16 protein-coding genes are annotated in these 20,949 nt (G+C 35.8%); 5 read left to right on the top strand and 11 right to left on the bottom strand.

All coding sequences use genetic code 11. The features are described from left to right. The first annotated feature begins 107 nt into the window (after positions 1–107). Positions 108–1,295, top strand: a complete 1,188-nt coding sequence (locus MUB18_RS04760; RefSeq protein WP_317233178.1) for an anhydro-N-acetylmuramic acid kinase — start codon at positions 108–110, stop codon at positions 1,293–1,295. Positions 1,296–1,297: 2 nt separating this feature from the next. Here the strand turns inward: MUB18_RS04760 and MUB18_RS04755 are convergent, their stop codons facing one another. The 9 genes from MUB18_RS04755 to MUB18_RS04715 form a co-directional block, all read right to left on the bottom strand. Further along, a complete protein-coding gene (locus MUB18_RS04755; protein ID WP_045754842.1) occupies positions 1,298–1,969 on the bottom strand; it encodes a DUF2461 domain-containing protein in 672 nt (223 codons plus the stop codon). Between the two features lie 12 nt (positions 1,970–1,981). Further along, the gene (locus tag MUB18_RS04750; protein WP_045754841.1) at positions 1,982–2,782 is read right to left on the bottom strand and encodes a phosphatidate cytidylyltransferase; all 801 of its coding nucleotides are present in this window, start codon (positions 2,780–2,782) and stop codon (positions 1,982–1,984) included. A gap of 1 nt (position 2,783) precedes the next feature. Further along, complete coding sequence (locus tag MUB18_RS04745; protein WP_045754840.1) at positions 2,784–2,999, bottom strand: putative signal transducing protein; 216 nt, start codon at positions 2,997–2,999, stop codon at positions 2,784–2,786. Beyond that, positions 2,974–3,834: a CPBP family intramembrane glutamic endopeptidase gene (locus MUB18_RS04740; protein ID WP_248755125.1), complete on the bottom strand. Its 861-nt coding sequence runs from the start codon at positions 3,832–3,834 to the stop codon at positions 2,974–2,976. The genes MUB18_RS04745 and MUB18_RS04740 overlap by 26 nt, the downstream gene beginning before the upstream one ends. A 237-nt stretch (positions 3,835–4,071) precedes the next feature. Continuing rightward, positions 4,072–7,383: a S41 family peptidase gene (locus tag MUB18_RS04735; RefSeq protein WP_248755124.1), complete on the bottom strand. Its 3,312-nt coding sequence runs from the start codon at positions 7,381–7,383 to the stop codon at positions 4,072–4,074. A gap of 151 nt (positions 7,384–7,534) precedes the next feature. Next, positions 7,535–8,287: a zinc ribbon domain-containing protein gene (locus MUB18_RS04730; RefSeq protein WP_045754837.1), complete on the bottom strand. Its 753-nt coding sequence runs from the start codon at positions 8,285–8,287 to the stop codon at positions 7,535–7,537. Next, positions 8,287–9,387, bottom strand: a complete 1,101-nt coding sequence (locus MUB18_RS04725) for a Nif3-like dinuclear metal center hexameric protein (RefSeq protein ID WP_045754836.1) — start codon at positions 9,385–9,387, stop codon at positions 8,287–8,289. The genes MUB18_RS04730 and MUB18_RS04725 overlap by 1 nt, the downstream gene beginning before the upstream one ends. After that, positions 9,377–9,877 (bottom strand): hypothetical protein, encoded by a 501-nt coding sequence (locus MUB18_RS04720; RefSeq protein WP_094771815.1) that lies wholly within the window; start codon positions 9,875–9,877, stop codon positions 9,377–9,379. The genes MUB18_RS04725 and MUB18_RS04720 overlap by 11 nt, the downstream gene beginning before the upstream one ends. Before the next feature lie 509 nt (positions 9,878–10,386). Further along, positions 10,387–11,097: an SAM-dependent methyltransferase gene (locus MUB18_RS04715; protein ID WP_248755123.1), complete on the bottom strand. Its 711-nt coding sequence runs from the start codon at positions 11,095–11,097 to the stop codon at positions 10,387–10,389. 126 nt (positions 11,098–11,223) lie between these two features. Here MUB18_RS04715 and apaG point away from each other — a divergent pair, with 126 nt between their 5' ends. The 4 genes from apaG to MUB18_RS04695 all read left to right on the top strand — a co-directional run bounded on the left by apaG (position 11,224) and on the right by MUB18_RS04695 (position 17,645). Beyond that, complete coding sequence (gene apaG, locus MUB18_RS04710; protein ID WP_045754833.1) at positions 11,224–11,610, top strand: Co2+/Mg2+ efflux protein ApaG; 387 nt, start codon at positions 11,224–11,226, stop codon at positions 11,608–11,610. A 455-nt stretch (positions 11,611–12,065) separates the two neighbouring features. Next, on the top strand, positions 12,066–13,925 hold the full coding sequence (locus MUB18_RS04705) for an ABC-F family ATP-binding cassette domain-containing protein (protein WP_248755122.1): 1,860 nt from the start codon (positions 12,066–12,068) through the stop codon (positions 13,923–13,925). A 99-nt stretch (positions 13,926–14,024) separates the two neighbouring features. Continuing rightward, positions 14,025–15,884, top strand: coding sequence for a tRNA uridine-5-carboxymethylaminomethyl(34) synthesis enzyme MnmG (gene mnmG / locus MUB18_RS04700; protein ID WP_248755121.1), 1,860 nt, complete (start codon positions 14,025–14,027; stop codon positions 15,882–15,884). A 147-nt stretch (positions 15,885–16,031) separates the two neighbouring features. Then, positions 16,032–17,645, top strand: coding sequence for an Ig-like domain-containing domain (locus MUB18_RS04695; protein ID WP_248755120.1), 1,614 nt, complete (start codon positions 16,032–16,034; stop codon positions 17,643–17,645). Here the strand turns inward: MUB18_RS04695 and MUB18_RS04690 are convergent. Next, positions 17,642–18,151: a gamma carbonic anhydrase family protein gene (locus MUB18_RS04690; RefSeq protein ID WP_045755932.1), complete on the bottom strand. Its 510-nt coding sequence runs from the start codon at positions 18,149–18,151 to the stop codon at positions 17,642–17,644. The genes MUB18_RS04695 and MUB18_RS04690 overlap by 4 nt on opposite strands. Before the next feature lie 7 nt (positions 18,152–18,158). After that, positions 18,159–19,751, bottom strand: a complete 1,593-nt coding sequence (gene nadB, locus MUB18_RS04685; protein WP_045755933.1) for an L-aspartate oxidase — start codon at positions 19,749–19,751, stop codon at positions 18,159–18,161. Positions 19,752–20,949 lie beyond the last annotated feature (1,198 nt).

The raw sequence follows: 20,949 nt of genomic DNA, 5'->3' as shown, positions 1-20,949 counted from the left end.
TTTTAATCTTCTATTTAATTACGCCATGAAGTTACAAAATATATTGATATCACAAAAATCTTGTGTGTTCTCTGCTATTTTGTTCCTACTTTTAACCTATGAACTCAATGATTGAAAAACTTTACAGAATTGCAAAAAAAGATAGCCGTTTCATTATCGGTCTTATGTCAGGAACTTCCTTAGATGGGCTCGATATTGCACTCTGTAAAATTAGTAATAATGGTAAATCTACCGTCGTAAGCTTAGAAAATTTTATAACGATGGATTACGACGATGAGTTTAGAACATATATCAGAGGTATATTTGCTAAAAGATCTATTGATCAGCAGCTGTTAAGTGGTCTGAATGCCTATATTGGACATGTCCATGCAGCACTGATCAATCAGGCTCTCCAAAAGTGGGGAATATCCAAAGAAGATATTGACTGTATTGCGAGCCATGGACAGACGGTCTACCATGCCCCACAAAGCCTCACAAAAGATACATCCATGCCCAATAGCACACTTCAGATCGGAGATGGGGATCATATTGCGGTCAAAACAGGCATAATTACCATTTCTGATTTTAGACAAAAACATATTGCTGCCGGTGGGGAAGGAGCTCCTTTAGCAGCCTACGGTGACTACTTACTTTTTTCGCACCCTGTAGAAAATCGTTTTTTATTAAATATTGGAGGAATCGCAAATTATACGTTTATTCCAAATCAAGGTAGTGATCAAAAAGCCTTTGCAACGGACATTGGACCAGGAAATACTATGATGAATCAATTTGCAAAAGAATCGTTTCATATCGAAATGGATAAAGATGCAGCGATTGCAAAAAAAGGCAAAGTCATTGAACCTTTACTTCATGAACTTCTTAAAGAACCGTTTTTGCAAGATGAATTCCCTAAAACCACTGGTCCCGAATTATTTAATTTAGATTATTTGAAAAGCTGTCAAATGAAATCCGATTGTCTAGACATCAGTCCTGAGGATATCATGGCGACATTAAATCAATTTACGGCAACATGTATTGTCACTGCTATCCACAAACAATCGCAGCACCTCAATCAAGTACATATCTATGTCAGTGGCGGAGGTTTGCACAATCCTTTATTAATTGATAAAATAAAAGCTGGATTACCGCAGCATCTGGTAAGCTCATTTGCTGATCTCGGCATTGATCCTGATGCTAAAGAAGCCGTCTTATTTGCCCTTTTAGCCAATGAAACATTAGTCGGCAACGCAGACAATGTGAGTCAAATAAAAGACTCACCTGCTGTCTGTATGGGTAAAATTAGTCTTCCACAATAAGACTAATCATTGTCGATCGCCTCATGCAGATACTGCTTCAACGGAAGCATGATTTTGTACGAATCGATGATATTTTCTAAGGCTTTTTTATCCGTCAAATCACTATTGGTTAAGCTCTTATGACTAACGAAGCTTTTTAATTTTAAAAACTCAATCGCAGTATGATCGGCATCATATCCCGCAGGAGGGCGTTTGAGTTTATCTTCAGTTTCTAATTCCAGACCGCCTAACTCTTTTAATTCGGCAACAATACGGTTAAATTTGTCTCCATTATAATCTATTTCTTGACGAATAGCATCTAGATGTTTCTTTTCTGGACGCCAATAACCACAAGCGATAAATGAATTTTCCGGTGATATATGAATATAATACTCTGGACCATCTAATTTACGGCCATCTTTGGAAATCCCTGCTCCAAACCAATTCTTATATGGGGTTTTATCTTTTGAAAAACGGGTATCACGGTAGATACGAAACAAACATTTATTGGCCTGAATATCGGTTGTGATATGAGGATCAAATTTGGATAATTCGATAATCAAATCTGCCACAAATAAACGGACATCAGCTAAAGCTGCCTCATAGCGGTCCTTTTCTTCCGCAAACCACTCTCGTGTATTGTTATTTTGTAAATCTTTTAAAAACGTAAAAGTATTTTGATTGATATGTGCCATAAATATATAATCCTAATTGACCAAATACAAAAATAAATAAACCAAAGGTCCAGCTATTAATAATCCATCAAATCGATCTAAAAAACCACCGTGACCAGGTAAGATATTTCCTGAATCCTTCACATTTAAGCTTCTCTTAAGCATGGACTCAACCAAATCACCCAATGTGCCAAATACGCCAATGATAATCGCAGTAACTATCCATTGCCATTGCGGTATTGTTTCAAAAAAATGCCCTAAACACAGGGAGACTAACACGGCTAATAGAATGCCACCAAAAAATCCTTCCCACGTTTTCTTAGGCGAAATGCGTTCAAATAGTTTATGCTTTCCCAAAGACCTACCTGCCAAATAAGCTCCGGTATCACTGGTCCAGAGTAGAATCATAAACCCCAAAGGCAAAAAGTGGTTAAAATCACCAGAAATATAACCTAATCTTGTAAAACAATAGAAGGGAAATCCAACATACAGAATTCCTAAAATCGTAAAGCCAATATCATTAAAAGGAAAGTCCCTTTTTTGGTAAAGTGCATGAATATATATCGCTAAAAGTGATGGAATGAACAACAATATAAATTTTGCTTCTAGCCACCCTAAACTATAGCATGCAGTCGTTATAAACAGTGTTGATGACGTCAATATACCTAGAAACTTGTTCGGTTTCCGGTCTTCGGAACTCACGATGCCATAGAACTCAAACAAACACCAAGCACTCAATAAGGTAAAGAAGCCCAGAAAAACTTCAGCACCTAAAAGCATCGCACCAACCATAACCACGATAAAGAAAAAACCTGTAATAGCTCTAGTTTTCATCTTAATCTTCTTTTTCTATCGTGGAATCAATCAGCATGATGGCTTGCTCTTCGTCTTGTTGGTTGACGTACAGTTCAATCTTACCAAATACCAGATAAGAGGAATCTTGCTTATTCAATACGATAGCTGGGATACCGCTTTCTTCTAACATTTGTTTGACGATTTCAGCTTCTATTGCATTTGTATAGACTTTAATCTTCTTCCAATCTTGCTCCATGTGGTATTTTTTTAGTTGAACGATAATATAATACCACAAAAATAACAGTAAATATTAAGCTTGCAAGATAAACCCAAAATGGTTCTTGCTCAAAAGCATTCATTTGTTCAAAAGAGATTCCCTTTCTTGTATAATAGAACGCTGTTATCGTGGCACTTGCGTTATTAATAAAATGTCCGAAAATCGGTAAATATATGTTTTTACTCCAGATATAAAGATACCCAAAAAAAGCACCAAGTAGCAATCTTGGAAAGAATCCGAAGAACTGCAGATGAAATGCACTAAATAGAATAGCCACCAACCATATGACCACATGTTTATTCGTTATCCACCGCCCAAATATATGTTGAAGACAACCTCTAAATACCATTTCTTCACCTATCGCAGGTACGACAGCCAAGATGATCAGATTGATGAATAACCCCAACCAGGTAGATTCTTCTACGATCTGCTTAGTCATGACAGCGGCACTGTCCTCACTAGACCTCATCCACTGCTGTATGCCCTGTAGGCTATCTGGCAGTTGCATAGATTCATTCCAATGCGCAATTAAAGACATCATCGGAATAAAGCATAACATAGATGCAAAGACGAGCAGATACTGTACTAACGAAATATTTCCCGTCCGCTCAAAATAACGATTTACTCTTGATTCTGAGCGATATAACGTCCATGCCGGTACAATAAATGTAAAAATACTACTCATCAGCAGTATCCCCTTAAGTGCAGCTGTATTTTCTTGAAAAAACGAAAAACTGAGTGGGCTATCGGGATTCATGATCTTCATAACCAAAAGTACCAAGCCCATTAATACCAACTGAATACTTGTACCCAAAACTATCATGTATAACAATAGCCTAAATAATGACTTACCTGGCTTTATTTTTATCCCTAATTCTTCCATGTATCGCAAATAATTTATTTCATAAAGATATCATATTTAAATTTTATTACCTCAAATTCTTCCAAAAGCGATTGGTTTTAAAAGCATTTCTTTACGATCACCGTATATAAAAAAGAAGCCAGTTTCATGAATGATGAAACTGGCTTCTATATCTACTGTTATCAAAGATTAATTGACACGAATCGGATCTGCTGGTTTTTTCAAATTCTTGTATGGATAAGTTTTCATTTCTTCCAACAAGATTTGAACAGTTTTTTCCAACTGAGGATCACGACCTTCTATGAGGTCCTTTGGTGTTTGCTCAACAAAAATATCAGGAGCAACACCCTCGTTTTCAATAATATAATTCCCTTTTAGATCATATACACCAAAGTTTGGAGAAGTAATTCTGCCGCCATCCAATAAAGGAGGATAACCACTGATACCCACTAAGATTCCCATAGTAGTACGACCTACTAATTTTCCTAAACCTTTATGACGGAACATATACGGCATCATATCACCACCAGAGCCTGCATTTTCATTGATGATCATGGCTTTCGGCCCATAGATACCATTACCTGGAGTATTGAATCCCTTTCCGTCCCGTATTCCCCATCCGGCTATTAAATCACGGGATAATAAATCGATCACGTAATCGGCAACCCAACCACCACCATTATTGCGCTCATCAATCAGAACCGCCTTTTTGTCCATTTGAGAGAAATAGTAACGGTTAAAAGCAGTATATCCTTCACCACCGGTATTAGGCATATAGATGTAAGCAATCTGTCCTTTACTCAAGTCTTCAACACGTTTTCTATTGCGCTCCATCCACTCAGCACTTCTCAAGCTCATCTCATCAGAGAATGATATTGGCTTAACGACATATTCTTTAGCACCAACCAAACTAGGCTTTGAATTGACTTTAATGCTCAGCTGCTTTCCAACAGTATTGTCAAATAAACTATACAAGTCCATATCTGCAGTCACAGCTATACCATTGACAGCTACTAAATACATGCCAGGTGTAATGTTTAACCCTGGTTCTGACAAAGGCGCTTTAAACGATGGGTTCCAATCTAAGCGTGTAAAGATCTTATCAATTTTATAAAATCCATTTTCAATCTTATAATCAGCACCCAGTACCCCTACACTTACCGAAGGACCAGAAGGTTGATCACCTGGATAAATATAATTATGTCCAACCACCATTTCACCCATCATCTCGTTCAGTAAATATCCCAGATCAGAGCGATGGCTTACATACGGTAAGAACTTTTCGTACTTTGTTTTAATCGCATTCCAATCTGCTCCATGCATATTTTCAACGTAGAAATAGTCTTTCTGCATCGCCCATACCTCATCAAAGATCTGTTTCCACTCGGCAACTGGATCTACTAACTGCTTGATATTATCTAGTTTTAATACACCCGTTGTTGGAGTAGCGACTTTCTGACCAGCAGTTACAATACTGATACCTGCACTTGTCTGAATAATCATTTTCTTGCCATCGGCACTGATCGCATACGCACGGATACCAGCAACAAGATCTTTCTCTTTCAACTCTGTAAAATCATAGGCATAGAGTGTCCCGTTCTTCACATAAGTCAATTGATTGGCAACAGATCCGTTGATACCGTATATACCATCTCCAAGTGGGAGAGCAACAATACGGTTATTGATACGATCAAAATCTATTACTGTCGGCTGTACGACCGGTTTAGCAGGTTCTTTACTAGTATCTTCTTTCTTAGTATCTTTATTGACGTCTTTCTTCTTCTTATCAGACTTTTCCACTTCCTTAGGCTTGTCGCCTTCAGTTTGATCATCTTTTATCGTCTCTTCATCACTTTCATTTTTGAAAATAGAAGGTGTTTTACTCGATAGAATAAAGGCATATGCTTCATAGTTAGCACGACGTTCTGTTGCTGACATATGCAGGCCCGAATTGGTCAATCCAACATTGGTACTAGCTGTAAAGAATAGATACTTGCCGTCTCTGCTGAACGAAGTCGATCTAATGGCACTCATTCCATCCGTAATCTGTGTACTCTTTTTGGTATCTATATTATACAAAAACATCGCCGGAACAGCATTTGGAAGTGTTTTTATATAAGAAATCCATTTTGAGTCTGGAGACCAGCTTGGTTGAAAATGATTGAAAACACGACCTGTCTGTGCACTTTCTTTATCAGCGTCCACCAGCACTATTTTCTTCGTATCGATATCGATGTAGAATAGATTCAGATGTGAATCATTATAAAAAAGTTTTTTAGAATCTGGTGACCAAGTAGGTTCAAAATAAAAATTTGTTTCACCCAAGTTATAGATCAATGGTTCATCTTTTCCTAATTGATCCCGTAATTGGAGTACATATTTTCCTTTCTCGCTTGAAATATAAGAAATCCACTTACCATTGGGAGACCAGCTTGGGAAACGGTCATGCACGCCTGGAGAATTTGAAATATTGCGCGCCTCACCTTTTTCTTTGGGTACGGAAAAAATCTCGCCACGCGCTTCAATAAGCGCACGCTGACCTGTCGGAGAAATCGTGAAATTGCGGACATCATCGCGCATATTATCATAATGCGGTCTTTTATAAAGAGCATCACTACTTACATGAATCTGTAAAGCAGTTGACGATTGCGCCTTGATATTAAAAATATGGATTTTTCCTGCCTGTTCGAAAGTCAATTCGGAACCATTTCCAGCTAAAGTTCTGACATCATAATCGGTAAAGTTGGTCAATTTATTCACTTTCTTAGATTTTACATCGTAAGAAAAGATATTGACAATTTTATCTCGGTCAGATAGGAAATAAACTTGGTCTCCTAACCAAACAGGTTTCACGTCATTACAGCGTTCTCCAGGGATGGTTTCGATTTGATTAGTCTTGGTATCAAATATCCAAATTGAAGGCATACCACCGCCTCTATAACGCTTAAAAGCGACACGATCACGCTCAGTAGGATCAGTGTTTTTGATATAAGCCCAATAGCGGCCATCTTTTGATGGACTACCTTGATAGGCTTCGGGCATGGGCAGCGCTTTGTCCAATGTCAATCCTGTAGTCGATGACGAATATAAACGTGGACTTAGCGCATAGTTATACTCACGTGTAGTGGTATAATACACTTCGTTGTTATTTAACCAACCTCTCAATACATCGGACGAAGGATGAAAAGTAATTCGTTTAGGTTCACCACCCTGAATAGGGAGAACATAGACGTCGGTATTACCATCATAATTTCCAGTAAAAGCGATCTGTTTGCCATCCGGTGAGAAAATCGGATTTTGTTCAACTCCTGGGTTTGTGGTTAGTCTTCTTGGATTGGCTCCAGATTTATCCGAAATCCAAATATCGCCGCCATATACAAATGCAACATGATCGGCACTCACACTAGGACTTCTTAATAATAAAGTTTCTTGGGCTTCTACTGCAAAAGCACCCGATAAAGCTATTACTAATCCTAAAAATCTAAGTTTAGGTTTTAACATATATTGAATAATAAAATAGGGTTTTTATTGTGTTACAAAAATAATCAATAATTTATCATTTTATACACACAAACTATTTATATCAAATAAGTTGCAATAAGAAAAGCCCCAATTTTTCAAAAGGGGCTTCAATATCGATATGTATGGGCTATTAAAACCCGTAATCTTGTTCTATTTCCAAAACAACACCTTCATCTACTAAAACACGTCCACAGTGTTCACAGATAATGATTTTTTTGCGTTGACGAATTTCTGATTGCAATTGAGCAGGAATCTTATTATGACAGCCCGAACAGCTATCACGGTCGATAGAAACAACTGCTAGACCATTTTTAAATGAATTACGTAAACGGTAATATACTTTATTTAAACGCTCATCAATGTTTTCTTCTGCTTTTTCAGCTTTAGCTAACAAATCATCTTCGTCTTTTTGAGTTTCAGAAGTAATTGTTTCCAATTCTTTCTTTTTACCTTCTAACTCACTTTTACTATAATCTAAATTAGATACTGTAGTATCGTAGTTTTCTGTTTTATTACGAATCTCGAATTCGAATTCTTTGATTCTTTTCTCACAAACTTGGATTTCTAATCCTTGAATTTCAATTTCTTTCGAAATAGCATCATATTCACGATTATTCTTTACTTCGTTCAGTTGGCTTTCATATTTTTTGATAGCCAATTGAGCGTCTTTAATCATGTTTTTACGCTTAACGATCGAATCTTCTAACTCATCTAAGTCTGTTCTGATCTTTTCGATACGTGTTTCTAAGCCCGCAATTTCATCTTCAAGATCTGCAACCTCGATAGGTAATTCACCTCTTATTTGGCGAATTTTATCTACTTTAGTATGTATGGCCTGTAATAACCATAATGCTTTCAATTTTTGTTCTACGGTTTGTTCCATCAACAATAGTGTTTTATAGGATTTGTATCTACTTCTGTTATTAGGACTGCAAAGTTAGGAAATTTTTCTGTAATTATATCGAACAATAATTCTTGCGTAAATTGTTCGCTTTCATAATGACCAATATCGGCAATCACAATTTTATTTTCTGCATCAAAAAACTCATGATATTTATAGTCTGCAGTTACAAAAAAATCAGCTCCTGATCGTTTAGCAGCAGGTAGCAAAAAACCACCAGCACCCCCGCAAACAGCAACCCGCGATACAGCCTTACCCTGTAAAGCGGTATGTCTAATAACATTAAGATTTAATTTATTTTTTAAGTAAGCCAAAAAGTCCAGCTCTGATAACGGATTTTCTAAATTTCCAATAACACCAGCTCCGACTTCTTGATTTTTATTTTCCAATTTTATCGTATCATAGGCGACCTCTTCATAAGGATGAGCTTCGTACATGGCCAATAATACTTTTCTTTCGATAGCCTTGGTATAGACAACCTCAATACGCGTCTCCTCAACACGCTCCTGAAGACCTATTTCACCAATTGCAGGCTGTGCATCTTCTTGAGGTCTAAATGTACCGTAACCAGCCGTATTGAAACTGCATTGATCATATTTAGCCCCGACCTGACCTGCACCTGCTTCAAAAAGCGCCTCTCTCACCAATTCAACATGGCTTCTCGGAACATACACCACCAATTTATACAAAAGATCGGATTTTGGCTCCAAAATAGCTTGATTTTGAAGCGATAGCAAAGAAGCAATCTTCGTGTTAACTCCTCCTGTGACATTATCCAAATTGGTATGAATCGCATACAGCGCAATATCGTGTTGAATTGCTTTAATAACGGTGCGCTCCACATAATTATTTCCATTAAATCTTTTCAGGCCCTTAAAGACAATAGGGTGATGAGAAATAATTAAATTACATCCTTTTGCAATTGCATCAGCAACAACAGCTTCAGTGCAATCCAAAGAAATTAATATTTTTGAAATATCTTGATCCGGATCTCCCACGATCAACCCTGAGTTGTCATAGGACTCCTGCAAATCTAATGGAGCTATCTGTTCCAGATAAGCCGTAACCTCCTTAATCTTCATGCTCTTTCTCTAATTCTTCTTGTGATCTAAAAGTATTATGTTGCTCTAATATACGTTTATAATTGTTGATTTCCACCCAATAATTGATCAAAGTAACAAATTGAAAAACTACTGCAATAACTGAAATAAAGGCCGGTAAAGGTAAATTTTTCACTAAATAAACCCATCCGTAGAGCGATCCTTTTTTATAAGTGGGCGCTTCGTCAATGGCAATCTTACGATCGAAAAATTCATTGATTAAAGAATCTCGTAAACGTCTCGCAACTTCAAAATTCCAATAGATATTAAACAAAGGAATGGCCACACCAAATACTTGGTTAGGTTTTATACACTGGTTCTCGGTTGCTATCAGTTTTAATGTTTTTCGCATCGTATTGGCAAAAAATAACCAAATAACAATATGAACGACCAAAACCGCAATTGCAGTATACATAACTTCAGGTTTTGAAAATTCTTTCAAGAGCTGTTCTTGTAATTCTTCTTGATTCATCTATGCTAGTTCTCGTGATGCAGTAAATATACCAAATCTTTTAGTTTCTTTATCTGTGGATTAATGATCACCCGCCAGTTCTATCACTTTAATTTTATTTTTTTAGCAATTCTTAAAAATTACAGATCATCATTTCTGATAATTTGTTAGTAAGGTAAAATCATCCAACATCATTCAAACAGGGTGGGGCATAGCACATAACCGATCGTATGATGACTTGGCTGATATATAGTACCTTTTGTAGTCAATACTAAAACTCATATTAATATATAAACAACTATAACACTTATAATCAATAATATATACTAAATAACCAATCTCAATTTAGTCAACTACACATCATCAATTTTATCAGCAGCAGACAAAGCCACCACGGATGCAGCATACTGATGCTAAAAAATAAGAGGTAAATAAGTACTTACTTACCTTATGAAATATCCTTAAAAGCCTTTTTAAGCAACTTTATTATGAATAAGGTGATTTAAATCTCAATAGGGTAGGGGAGAACCTCATGAATACATTAAAAATATAGCAGGTCTTTTATGGAAATCATCCGTCCTCTTTTTCCACTGTTCTACCGTCATTGTTTTAATAAATTCATGTTCATCTGTTAGATCGCATGCGATGCACAGTTTTGTCTGTCCCTTACATGTTTTCAAAAGTTCAGCCAATAGCTGATTATTTCGAAATGGAGTTTCAATAAAAATTTGGGTCTGATTTTCTTTTGATGCCTGGATCTCCAATTCTTTTATTCTTTTGGTACGATCAGCCTTATCGATCGGTAAGTAACCTTGAAAAGCAAATTTTTGTCCACTAAACCCAGAAGACATTAAAGCCAGCAAAATAGAACTTGGTCCTACCAAAGGTACAACCTTGACACCGATCCGGTGGGCTTCTGCTACGATATCAGCACCAGGGTCAGCAACGCCGGGACAACCGGCCTCAGACATCAATCCAACATTTTTACCTGCTAATAAACCTTTGAAGAAATCCTTAATATTTCCTTTTTCTCTAGCATGCTTACCATAGTCATATATAATCAAATCCTGCTGAGGGATTTTCAAGCCTGCCTGTTTTAAAAACTTACGTGCAGTTTTTTCATTCTCCACAATATATTCATCCAAGCTATTGATCGTTTCCACTAAATAAGAAGTGTATGATTTGGCCGAAGCTTGTTCACTAAGTGGAACTGGAATTAAAAATAACGTACCTTTTTCCATATTTACAAACCTACTAAAATGTCGACCATATCACATATGGTTTTTCAATTTAATGTAAAACCTTCTTATTTCTTGAGTATTTAATCTCATTATTAGTAACTTAGTTGCAAAGCAGAAATTACTCATATGACGACTCAAATTACAGAAGGAATAAAGATTTCGGTAGAATGCATTTTTCAACCAGAATATTCAAATCCAGAAAGAGATCATTTTATGTTTGCTTATCAAATAAGTATAGAAAACTTAAGTGATTACAGTATCCAGCTCATAAGTCGCTATTGGAATATTTTCGATTCAATCGGAGATCACAATGAAGTGTACGGAGATGGTATTGTTGGTGAGCAACCCATTATCGAACCTGGACAAATGCATCAGTATACATCTGGTTGCAATTTAAAAAGTGAAATGGGTTATATGGAAGGACATTATAACATGGTTAAATTGATAGACGAAACTACCTTTAAGGTGGATATACCAAGATTCAACTTGATCGCAAACTATGTATTGAACTAGGTCAATATCACCTGCATTTCATCTTCTATACATCTTCTCATAAGATTACATACAAAAAGGCGGAAATTACTTACTTTTGCATGGTACATTTATCGATTTGATCCCTGATAATATAATCAAATTGATAAATGCCTGTATTCTGCATTACCTATTTTTCAATAGATAATCAATATCAGGATAGTCAGGGCATACAGTTGTTAGGAGATCAACGTACCAAAATTCTTAATTAAATGATGTTTTATCATTTACTCTTTATAAAATAATAACGTTAGCAATAAAGCTAACTATTGCATATAATTTATTACCCCTTCATATTTTTGAATATTGGAGGATATATATAACTTTTTTTCATACAGAGGTATCTGTATGCTTATATTTTAAAGTCAATATACTGATAATCAGATATATAGATTTTTTATGCAAAATTATTGAACAAAGAAAATTAGGAAATTAACGTGAGTATATTAGCAACTGAACAAGTAAGTCATTCATTTCATGACAGATGGCTTTTTAAAGATTTACATTTTGGACTTCTAAAAGGGGATAGAGTAGCCTTAGTAGGTATCAACGGAACAGGAAAATCAACCCTTCTCTCCATATTAGGTGGCAAATTAGAACCTACCTCCGGAAAAGTTGTTAAAGAAAAAGGAATTAAAATCGGTTTTTTGGATCAAGATCCAAAGTACGATGGACTGACTTCTATTAACGATTTTATTTATTCCACAGACAACGAAGAACAACGACTGATCAGAGATTACGAAGAGCTTTTGGCTATGCCTGAAATCGATCAGAATAAACTGGAAGAACTTACAGAGAAGATCACAACATTAAATGCTTGGGAATACGAATATAATATCAAGACTATTTTAAATAGACTTAACATTGTCGATTTTCATCAAGATATCAAAAGTCTTTCAGGGGGTCAACGTAAACGACTTGCACTTGCTAAGCTTTTAATCGATGAGCCAGATGTATATATTCTAGATGAGCCTACCAATCATCTAGATATCGAAACGATCGAATGGTTAGAAAAACTGTTGACAACAGGAAATAAAACAGTGCTATTGGTGACACACGATAGATACTTTTTGGATAATATCTGTACTGAAATTAGAGAGTTGGATAGGGGCAAGCTGTTTACTTATAAAGGTAATTATTCTTATTTCTTAGAAAAGAAGTCCGACCGTGAAGCCATCGATGCCGTGATGGTTGAGCGCAGTAGAAATCTCTTACGTCGCGAATTGGAATGGATGAGAAGACAACCACAAGCACGTGGTACAAAATCCAAATCAAGGATAGATGCATATTACGAACTTGAAGATAAATCAAAAGCCCAGAAGGCAAATGATTCTGTTCAGTTGAGTATGAAGATCAGCAGACAAGGATCAAAAATTTTAGAATTGGAACATATCTCTAAAAACTATGGAGATAAAGTAATCATCAGTGATTTTTCATATGTTTTCAAAAAAGGAGATCGTATTGGTTTGGCAGGAAAAAATGGTACTGGTAAATCTACTTTTCTAAATCTAATAACACAAATTGAAAATGCGACTAGTGGTCATATTTCAGTAGGAGAAACTACGGTGTATGGTTATTACAAACAGGGAGGTCTGGAAGTCAATGAAGGCGATCGTGTATTAGACGTCGTTAAAAACGTGGCCGAATATATTAAGATGGCCAATGGTGAAGTCATCACTGCTTCACAATTATTAACGCATTTTTTATTTCCACCCGAAAAGCAATTTGGTTTTGTCAATAAACTAAGTGGGGGTGAACGTAAGCGTTTACAACTGATGCGTGTCTTGATGTTGAACCCAAACTTTCTTATACTGGATGAGCCTTCTAATGATCTTGATATCGACACCTTAAATGTACTGGAAGATTTTCTGATGAACTATAGTGGAGTACTTATTTTAGTATCTCACGATAGGTATCTCTTAGACAAATTAACAGAGCAATTGTTCATCTTTGAAGGCGAGGGGAAAATTGACATCTACAATGGTAACTACGCAGATTACAAAATTGAACAAGATCAATTACTAAAAGATCAAAAGCAGAAAAAAGATATTCCAGTTCAAAAGAAAGAAATAGTAAAAGAGGAGAAGAAAAAGCTATCTTATAAAGAGCAATTGGAGTACGATAAATTAGAGAAAGAAATACAAGAGCTAGAAGCCGTGCTAGTAGCAAAGAATAAGTTGTTACTGGAAACTGTAGACCATGTAGAACTTTCTAACATAGCAACAGAAATAGAAAATATACAGAATAATATAGATGCAAAATCAGAAAGATGGATGCATCTTGCAGATTTAATGTAATACAGTTCCTATACGTTTCACGTGAAACGTATAGGAATAAAATAAAAAAATAGAATAGTCGATTCTCACGTTTCACGTGGAACTTTGAAATAAAATAAGATGTTTAAAAAATATAACGTTGTCGTAGTAGGTGCTGGTCATGCTGGCTGCGAGGCCGCTGCCGCAGCAGCAAACTTAGGTTCATCTGTACTTCTCATCACCATGAATATGGGCGTTATTGCTCAAATGAGTTGTAACCCTGCAATAGGTGGAGTAGCAAAAGGACAAATCGTAAGAGAGATCGATGCGATGGGTGGATATACAGGTATCATTGCAGATAAGTCAACTATCCAATTTAGAATGTTGAACCTATCAAAAGGTCCAGCGATGTGGAGCCCAAGAACACAAAATGACCGTATGCGTTTTGCTGAAGAATGGAGACTTCAATTGGAAGCACTGCCTACATTAGATATGTGGCAAGATACCGTAAAAGAAGTCATCGTGAAAAATGGTAAAGCGTGTGGCGTCATTACTTCGTTGGGTATAGAAATAGAAGCTGATGCAGTCGTGCTAACAAATGGTACATTCCTAAATGGCGTGATCCATATTGGTGAAAAGAAATTCGGTGGCGGTAGAACAGGAGAGAAGGCTGCTACAGGTTTGACTGAACAATTGGTATCATTAGGATTTGAGTCGGGAAGAATGAAGACCGGTACACCTCCAAGAATCGATGGACGCAGTCTCAATTATGCGCTCATGGAAGAACAATGGGGTGATGATAATAGGGGTAAATTTTCCTATACTGATGTACCCTTACCAACAGAGCAACGTTGTTGCTGGATCACCTATACCAATGACAAAGTACATGAAATGTTGAAGACTGGATTCGAAAGGTCGCCGATGTTTACAGGAAGAATTAAAGGTTTAGGCCCACGTTACTGTCCATCCATAGAAGATAAGATCAACCGATTTGCAGAACGCGAAAGACACCAGATCTTTGTCGAACCAGAGGGATGGAATACTGTCGAGATTTACGTAAATGGTTTCTCTACTTCGTTGCCAGAAGATGTACAGCAAAAAGCGCTAAGACTAATTCCAGGATTTGAAAATGCAAAAATGTACAGACCGGGGTATGCCATCGAGTATGATTTCTTTCCACCGATGCAACTCGATCTAACGTTGGAAACTCTTATTGTGAAGCATCTCTTTTTTGCAGGGCAGATCAATGGTACCACTGGATATGAAGAAGCAGCAGCACAAGGATTCATAGCAGGTATCAATGCACATCAACGAATCAATGATGATAAAGAATTAATATTAAAAAGATCTGAATCGTACATCGGCGTACTTATTGATGACTTAGTGACGAAAGGAACTGATGAACCTTACCGTATGTTTACTTCACGTGCAGAGCACCGCTTACTACTGAGACAAGACAACGCTGATATAAGACTTACACCAATAGCACACAAACTTGGACTAGTAGGTGACGACCGACTGAACAAAGTGAACGAGAAAATCAAAAACTCAGATAACATTATTCAGTATCTAAAACAAAATTCAACTACAGTAGATAAAATGAATCCGATACTGGAGGAAGTAGGATCAAGCCTGATTTCTCAAAAAACGAAACTTGTCAACCTATTGGGAAGACCACAAATCAATATAAATGATCTTGCAAAAGGTGATGTAGATTTTGGGTCGTACTTAAACCAATTTGACAAAGAGACCATAGAGCAAGCCGAAATTAAAGTCAAATATGAAAGCTACTTTGAGAAAGAAATGGAGATTGTTAACCGCATGAAGAAAATGGAGGATCGTGAAATCAATCCAGATTTTGATTATTCGTCTTTAGTTTCACTATCGATAGAAGCGAGACAAAAATTAGCACAGGTAAAACCAAGGACGCTAGGTCAAGCTTCCAGAATATCAGGTGTATCACCATCTGATATCAGTGTTTTAATGGTACACATGTCTTAACAAACTGAATACCAGATAGTTGATATTAAAATATTAACAATGTAAAATAAAGCGATATAAAGTATTATTATTTCATTTATGAGTCTACATTCAAAAATAAATAAAATAAGCTTAAAAAGCGTTAAAAGCACCTTAATAACAAGGTTAATGCTTTTAAGCTTGTTTTCTAGTCTGATTTTGCTCACAGTGCAATGTGCCAGCATAAAACAGCCAACAGGGGGACCAAAAGATTCAATAGCACCTGTGGTGCTCAATGAATCTCCAGCCAATTTCTCTAAAAATTTCAAAGAGAGAAAAATAAGCATCACTTTGGATGAGTATATCAAATTGAATAATCAGCAGAAGGAAATCAGTATTTCTCCAGATATGGATAGGCCTCCCCAATTTAAAGTAAAGAAGAAAATACTAGAAATTACATTGCCAGATTCGCTAGAGCAAAACACCACCTATACCATCAATTTTGGTAAAGGCCTGGTCGATTATAATGCCAGCAATCCGATTATCAATTACAGTTATGTATTTGCTACAGGAGATCAAATTGATTCATTGTCGATATCCGGAAATGTAACCAATGCCTTGACTAAGGAGAAAGAAAAAGAAGTCAGGGTATTATTGATACCAATAAGCCAAGATTCTATCTTTGGCAAAAAGAAAGCTAATATTTTTGCGCAAACAGATACTGTAGGTAATTTTAAAATCAGTAATCTAAGGGCAAACACGTACCGGATCTATGCTTTAAAAGAAACCAATAATGACCGGATCTACAATAATCCAGATGAATTAATTGGATTTTTAAAGGATTCGATCGTACTGGACAAAGACCTGACCAATATCAATCTTCAAATATCCAAAGGAACTCCTACAAAATTTAGAGTACTCGATAAAAAAATTGAGAATACAGGGCGCATACATTTAGCATTTAATAGAGGCATCAAACAGCCCGAACTGACGCTACTGAACGATGATGAAAATGATAAAACTAAGATTGTAAAATATTCGAATATGCAAGATTCGGCTTATATTTACATCAATAATCTAGAGAAAGATTCGCTTAAATTTGTACTATCAGAAAACAATTCAGTACTTGATACCATATTAATAAAGAAAACCAACCTCAAATTAGATCGGTCAATTGTACCCATTACATCGCCTTCAACAGGAAAAGTAGACCGTGTCAAACACCTAACATTGTCATCGCTTACACCTATTAAAACCATTGACAAGAGTAAAATTAAGTTAACGGAAGACAGCATAGCAAAGACTAATTTTCAACTTCAATTGGATAGTACAGTAGCCAACCTTTATCATATTCGATACAATTGGAGGAAGCAAAAGAACTATCAGATCGTATTGGAAGAAGGTGCTATGCAAGGTTATTTTGGCGAAAAAAATAAGGAACATAAGCTATCCCTCACCTATGATGATAGCGATAATTATGGTGACATCACGTTTACTTTTACATCCATAGATAGCACAAAACAATACATTGTGGAACTCATAGATGAAAAGAAGGAGAAAGTATATCGACGAGATATATTAAATAATGCCACCGGAAAATTAGGTTACAAAGAGTTTCCCGGAGGAAAATATACGATAAGAGTCATTCGTGATGATAATAAAAATGGTATCTGGGATCCTGGAGAAGTGTATAAATTGACCCAACCAGAACCCCTTGTTTATCTCAACAAAACCTTTACTATACGAGCAAACTGGGAACAAAACGAATCATTCAGTTTACAAGAACTGAATGATATGAATTAGTCAAACCAGGAACTATACAAAACGTAATTATGCGGTAACTGTTGTAACATCGACCTTTGTTCTTCAGTTATCGCTTTTATTTTTTTAGCAGGTACCCCCGCATACAAGTAACCAGATTCGCATACTGTATTTTCCAAAACAACTGCACCAGCGGCAATAATTACGTGACTCTCCACTACGGCATTATCCATTACAATTGCCCCCATACCGATCAGTACATGATCATGTACGATACAGCCATGTACCATGGCTTGATGGCCAATATTGACATAACTACCTATCGTGGTACCAGCCTTTTGATAAGTACAATGTATAACAACTCCATCCTGTATATTGGTATAATCACCAATACGAATAAAATTGACATCACCTCTGATCACCGCATTAAACCATACCGAACAATGTTCACCTAATTCCACATCACCAACAATCGTACAATTGGGCGCGATGAAGCAATTATCTTTATACTTGGGACTTATTCCCTTAACTGGTAATATACAGGCCATAATCTTTCTAAAATATAGTATCTTTTAATGTATCTGCATGATGCGGATAGTCAGTAGTAAAATGAAGTCCCCTACTTTCTTTTCGCAGTAAGGCAGACTTGGTAACAATAAAAGCGACCTGTATCACATTCCTCAATTCACATAATTTAACCGACAATTTCGTATGTCTATAAAAATCTTCTGTCTCACCATACAATAAATGCAATCGATTGAGTGCCCGTTCTAATCTGAAATCCGAACGCACAATTCCCACATAATCACTCATCACTTTTTGACATTCTCTCAAGTTATGTGTAACCAAAATATCTTCATTAGACAGCTTTGCTTTTGAATCATCCCACTCTGGTACACCCACCGCATACTCCGCGTCGGATACCGATTTGGACGAATCCAAATAAATACGATGTGCATATACCAAAGCTTCTAGGAGTGAATTGGATGCTAAGCGATTTGCACCATGTAGACCTGTAGACGAACATTCACCACAAGCATACAGATTGCTAATGCTGCTCCTACCATAGTCATCCACATATATACCACCACATAAATAGTGAGCAGCAGGTGTGACGGGAATAAAATCTTTACTCATATCCAGACCAATTGATAGACATTTTTCGTAAATATTTGGAAAATGCTTGATAATATCAGCCTTTTCTCGATGCGTAATATCCAGATAAACGTAGTCAATACCCGATTTTTTCATCTCCGAATCGATCGCTCGTGCCACTATATCCCGCGGTGCTAGTGATGCTCGCTCATCATATTCTTTCATAAAATCTTCACCATTCACACGCCTTAAAATGCCACCAAAACCACGAACAGCTTCCGAAACCAAAAAGGCAGGTGAGTCACTTGGATTATATAAAGATGTAGGATGAAACTGCATAAATTCCATATTTCGCACCTTCCCTTTTGCTCGATATACCATGGCAATTCCATCGCCTGTTGCTATGGTTGGATTAGTCGTACTCGCATAAATATGTCCAGCACCACCCGACGCCATCACCGTAATTTTGCTTAATATCTTATCGACTTGGTGCGTATTGGTGTTGAAGGCATAGATCCCATAACATTTGATATCTTCTCTTTGTTTATCTACAAATTCGCCCAAATGATGTTGTGTGATCAGGTCGATAGCAAAATAATGGGTTAGCATTTCAATATTTGGATGCTCATGAATTTTCTGCAATAAAGATCGCTCTATCTCATATCCAGTAATATCTTTATAATGCAAAATACGATGAGCTGAGTGCCCTCCCTCCTTTGCCAGATCATAAACTCCGGCATCGGATTTATCAAATGATGTTCCATAGGAAATCAATTCATTGATACGCTCCGGAGCTTCGCGAACTACGTTTTCCACAATTTCAACATCACATAATCCATCTCCAGCTATCTGAGTATCAACAATATGCTGTTCAAAGCTATCAGACTTATCCACAACTGCCGCTACTCCTCCTTGCGCATATTTTGTATTTGATTCATCCTCGTTGGACTTCGTGACAATCAATACTTTACCATGATCGGCCGCTTTTAAAGCAAAACTTAAACCCGCGATTCCAGACCCAATTACAAGGAAATCTACCTTTCTTTCTGACATAAAATAAAATTAGCATGTGACCAGCACATTTTGACTATTCAAATTAACAAAAAATGTGGAAAACGTGTAAATAAAAGGTTAAATAAAAATGATAACTTTTTTTTTAATGTTGATATCTCCTATTTCTAACAAAATTTCTAAAAGTTATTAGCACAAAATCGTCCCTTTATCAACATAAATTAACACACAAACAATTCACATTTTTTTATTGAAAATAAAATCAGTGAAAAATCACAGTATTAAAAATCAGACGTTTAAAATGAATTTAATGTGAATAAATTGTTAATAACTTTATAAAATCTTCATATCAAAATAAAAATTCACTGTTTTATCCCCATTTTCCACACACTAATAAACAATAAGACCTTTTTATATAAAAAAGATTATTATTTATTAAAAAAAGAGAATGTGGAATACGTTTGATTTTCTTTGTTTAGTTTTGTCAAGTTGAATTTGAGGCTATGAGAATTTGATTGTTGGTTGAGTATTGAAACAAAAATCAAATATTCAATTCTCAGAGGCTTTATTTTTGACAAATATTACTTTAAACCCTTTTAGAATGCGATAAATTAAAATTTTGAATTTTTTACAAGAAATAATACAGCTGTAAACAGCTTATATCGCTATTTGACGCGTTTAGAATGCGATATTTAGCTTTTTTAAAATTTCAATTTCAAATATTATGATGTTGAAGTCTTTAATTTTTAAATGCTTTTTTCTATGTTTTACTCAGACGTCAATTTTTGAAAATAAAGCGTTTGAAAATGCATTATTTTCGAAAATTTATTTTCAAATTTTTTTAGCCCATTCTAATCCAGTTTATTTAAAAAATTGAATTTTTCGGATATGATTTTAATAGAATCAATCTGTTAAAATAAACCTCTTTACAATTGAATAGCTGTTTTTTTTTATAAAAATATTAGATTTATTGAATTGTCAATGCCCTTAATATTCATTTTTGAAGCCATTAGAGTGCGATAAATGAATTTTTGAATTTCCATTTTTCAGTAATGAGATTCTTAGACAGCTTAAATCATTTTTTAAATCAAGCATACTCTCCTGGTTACCATTTTCAACATTCATTTCAAGCCTCTTTTATCCTTGTTGAAATCAAACTTTTGGTTTATATTTTTTAATTTATCAATCCTTCATAATTTACTTCAAGCTTTAAAATTTTAAATTTAAGTTCGATTAGAAT

Source organism: Sphingobacterium sp. PCS056, assembly GCF_023273895.1.
In the GTDB taxonomy this organism is placed as follows: Bacteria; Bacteroidota; Bacteroidia; order Sphingobacteriales; family Sphingobacteriaceae; genus Sphingobacterium.
Note: the sequence above shows the minus strand (reverse complement) of the source record. Positions and strands in the feature narration are given on the sequence as shown.

What these genes read in the sequence shown, in the direction of transcription:
- MUB18_RS04760 (WP_317233178.1), top strand. Translation starts at nt 108, where the DNA reads ATGATTGAAAAACTTTACAGAATTGCAAAAAAAGATAGCCGTTTCATT.
- MUB18_RS04755 (WP_045754842.1), bottom strand. Translation starts at nt 1,969, where the DNA reads ATGGCACATATCAATCAAAATACTTTTACGTTTTTAAAAGATTTACAA.
- MUB18_RS04750 (WP_045754841.1), bottom strand. Translation starts at nt 2,782, where the DNA reads ATGAAAACTAGAGCTATTACAGGTTTTTTCTTTATCGTGGTTATGGTT.
- MUB18_RS04745 (WP_045754840.1), bottom strand. Translation starts at nt 2,999, where the DNA reads ATGGAGCAAGATTGGAAGAAGATTAAAGTCTATACAAATGCAATAGAA.
- MUB18_RS04735 (WP_248755124.1), bottom strand. Translation starts at nt 7,383, where the DNA reads ATGTTAAAACCTAAACTTAGATTTTTAGGATTAGTAATAGCTTTATCG.
- MUB18_RS04730 (WP_045754837.1), bottom strand. Translation starts at nt 8,287, where the DNA reads ATGGAACAAACCGTAGAACAAAAATTGAAAGCATTATGGTTATTACAG.
- MUB18_RS04725 (WP_045754836.1), bottom strand. Translation starts at nt 9,387, where the DNA reads ATGAAGATTAAGGAGGTTACGGCTTATCTGGAACAGATAGCTCCATTA.
- MUB18_RS04720 (WP_094771815.1), bottom strand. Translation starts at nt 9,877, where the DNA reads ATGAATCAAGAAGAATTACAAGAACAGCTCTTGAAAGAATTTTCAAAA.
- MUB18_RS04715 (WP_248755123.1), bottom strand. Translation starts at nt 11,097, where the DNA reads ATGGAAAAAGGTACGTTATTTTTAATTCCAGTTCCACTTAGTGAACAA.
- apaG (WP_045754833.1), top strand. Translation starts at nt 11,224, where the DNA reads ATGACGACTCAAATTACAGAAGGAATAAAGATTTCGGTAGAATGCATT.
- mnmG (WP_248755121.1), top strand. Translation starts at nt 14,025, where the DNA reads ATGTTTAAAAAATATAACGTTGTCGTAGTAGGTGCTGGTCATGCTGGC.
- MUB18_RS04695 (WP_248755120.1), top strand. Translation starts at nt 16,032, where the DNA reads ATGCTTTTAAGCTTGTTTTCTAGTCTGATTTTGCTCACAGTGCAATGT.
- MUB18_RS04690 (WP_045755932.1), bottom strand. Translation starts at nt 18,151, where the DNA reads ATGGCCTGTATATTACCAGTTAAGGGAATAAGTCCCAAGTATAAAGAT.
- nadB (WP_045755933.1), bottom strand. Translation starts at nt 19,751, where the DNA reads ATGTCAGAAAGAAAGGTAGATTTCCTTGTAATTGGGTCTGGAATCGCG.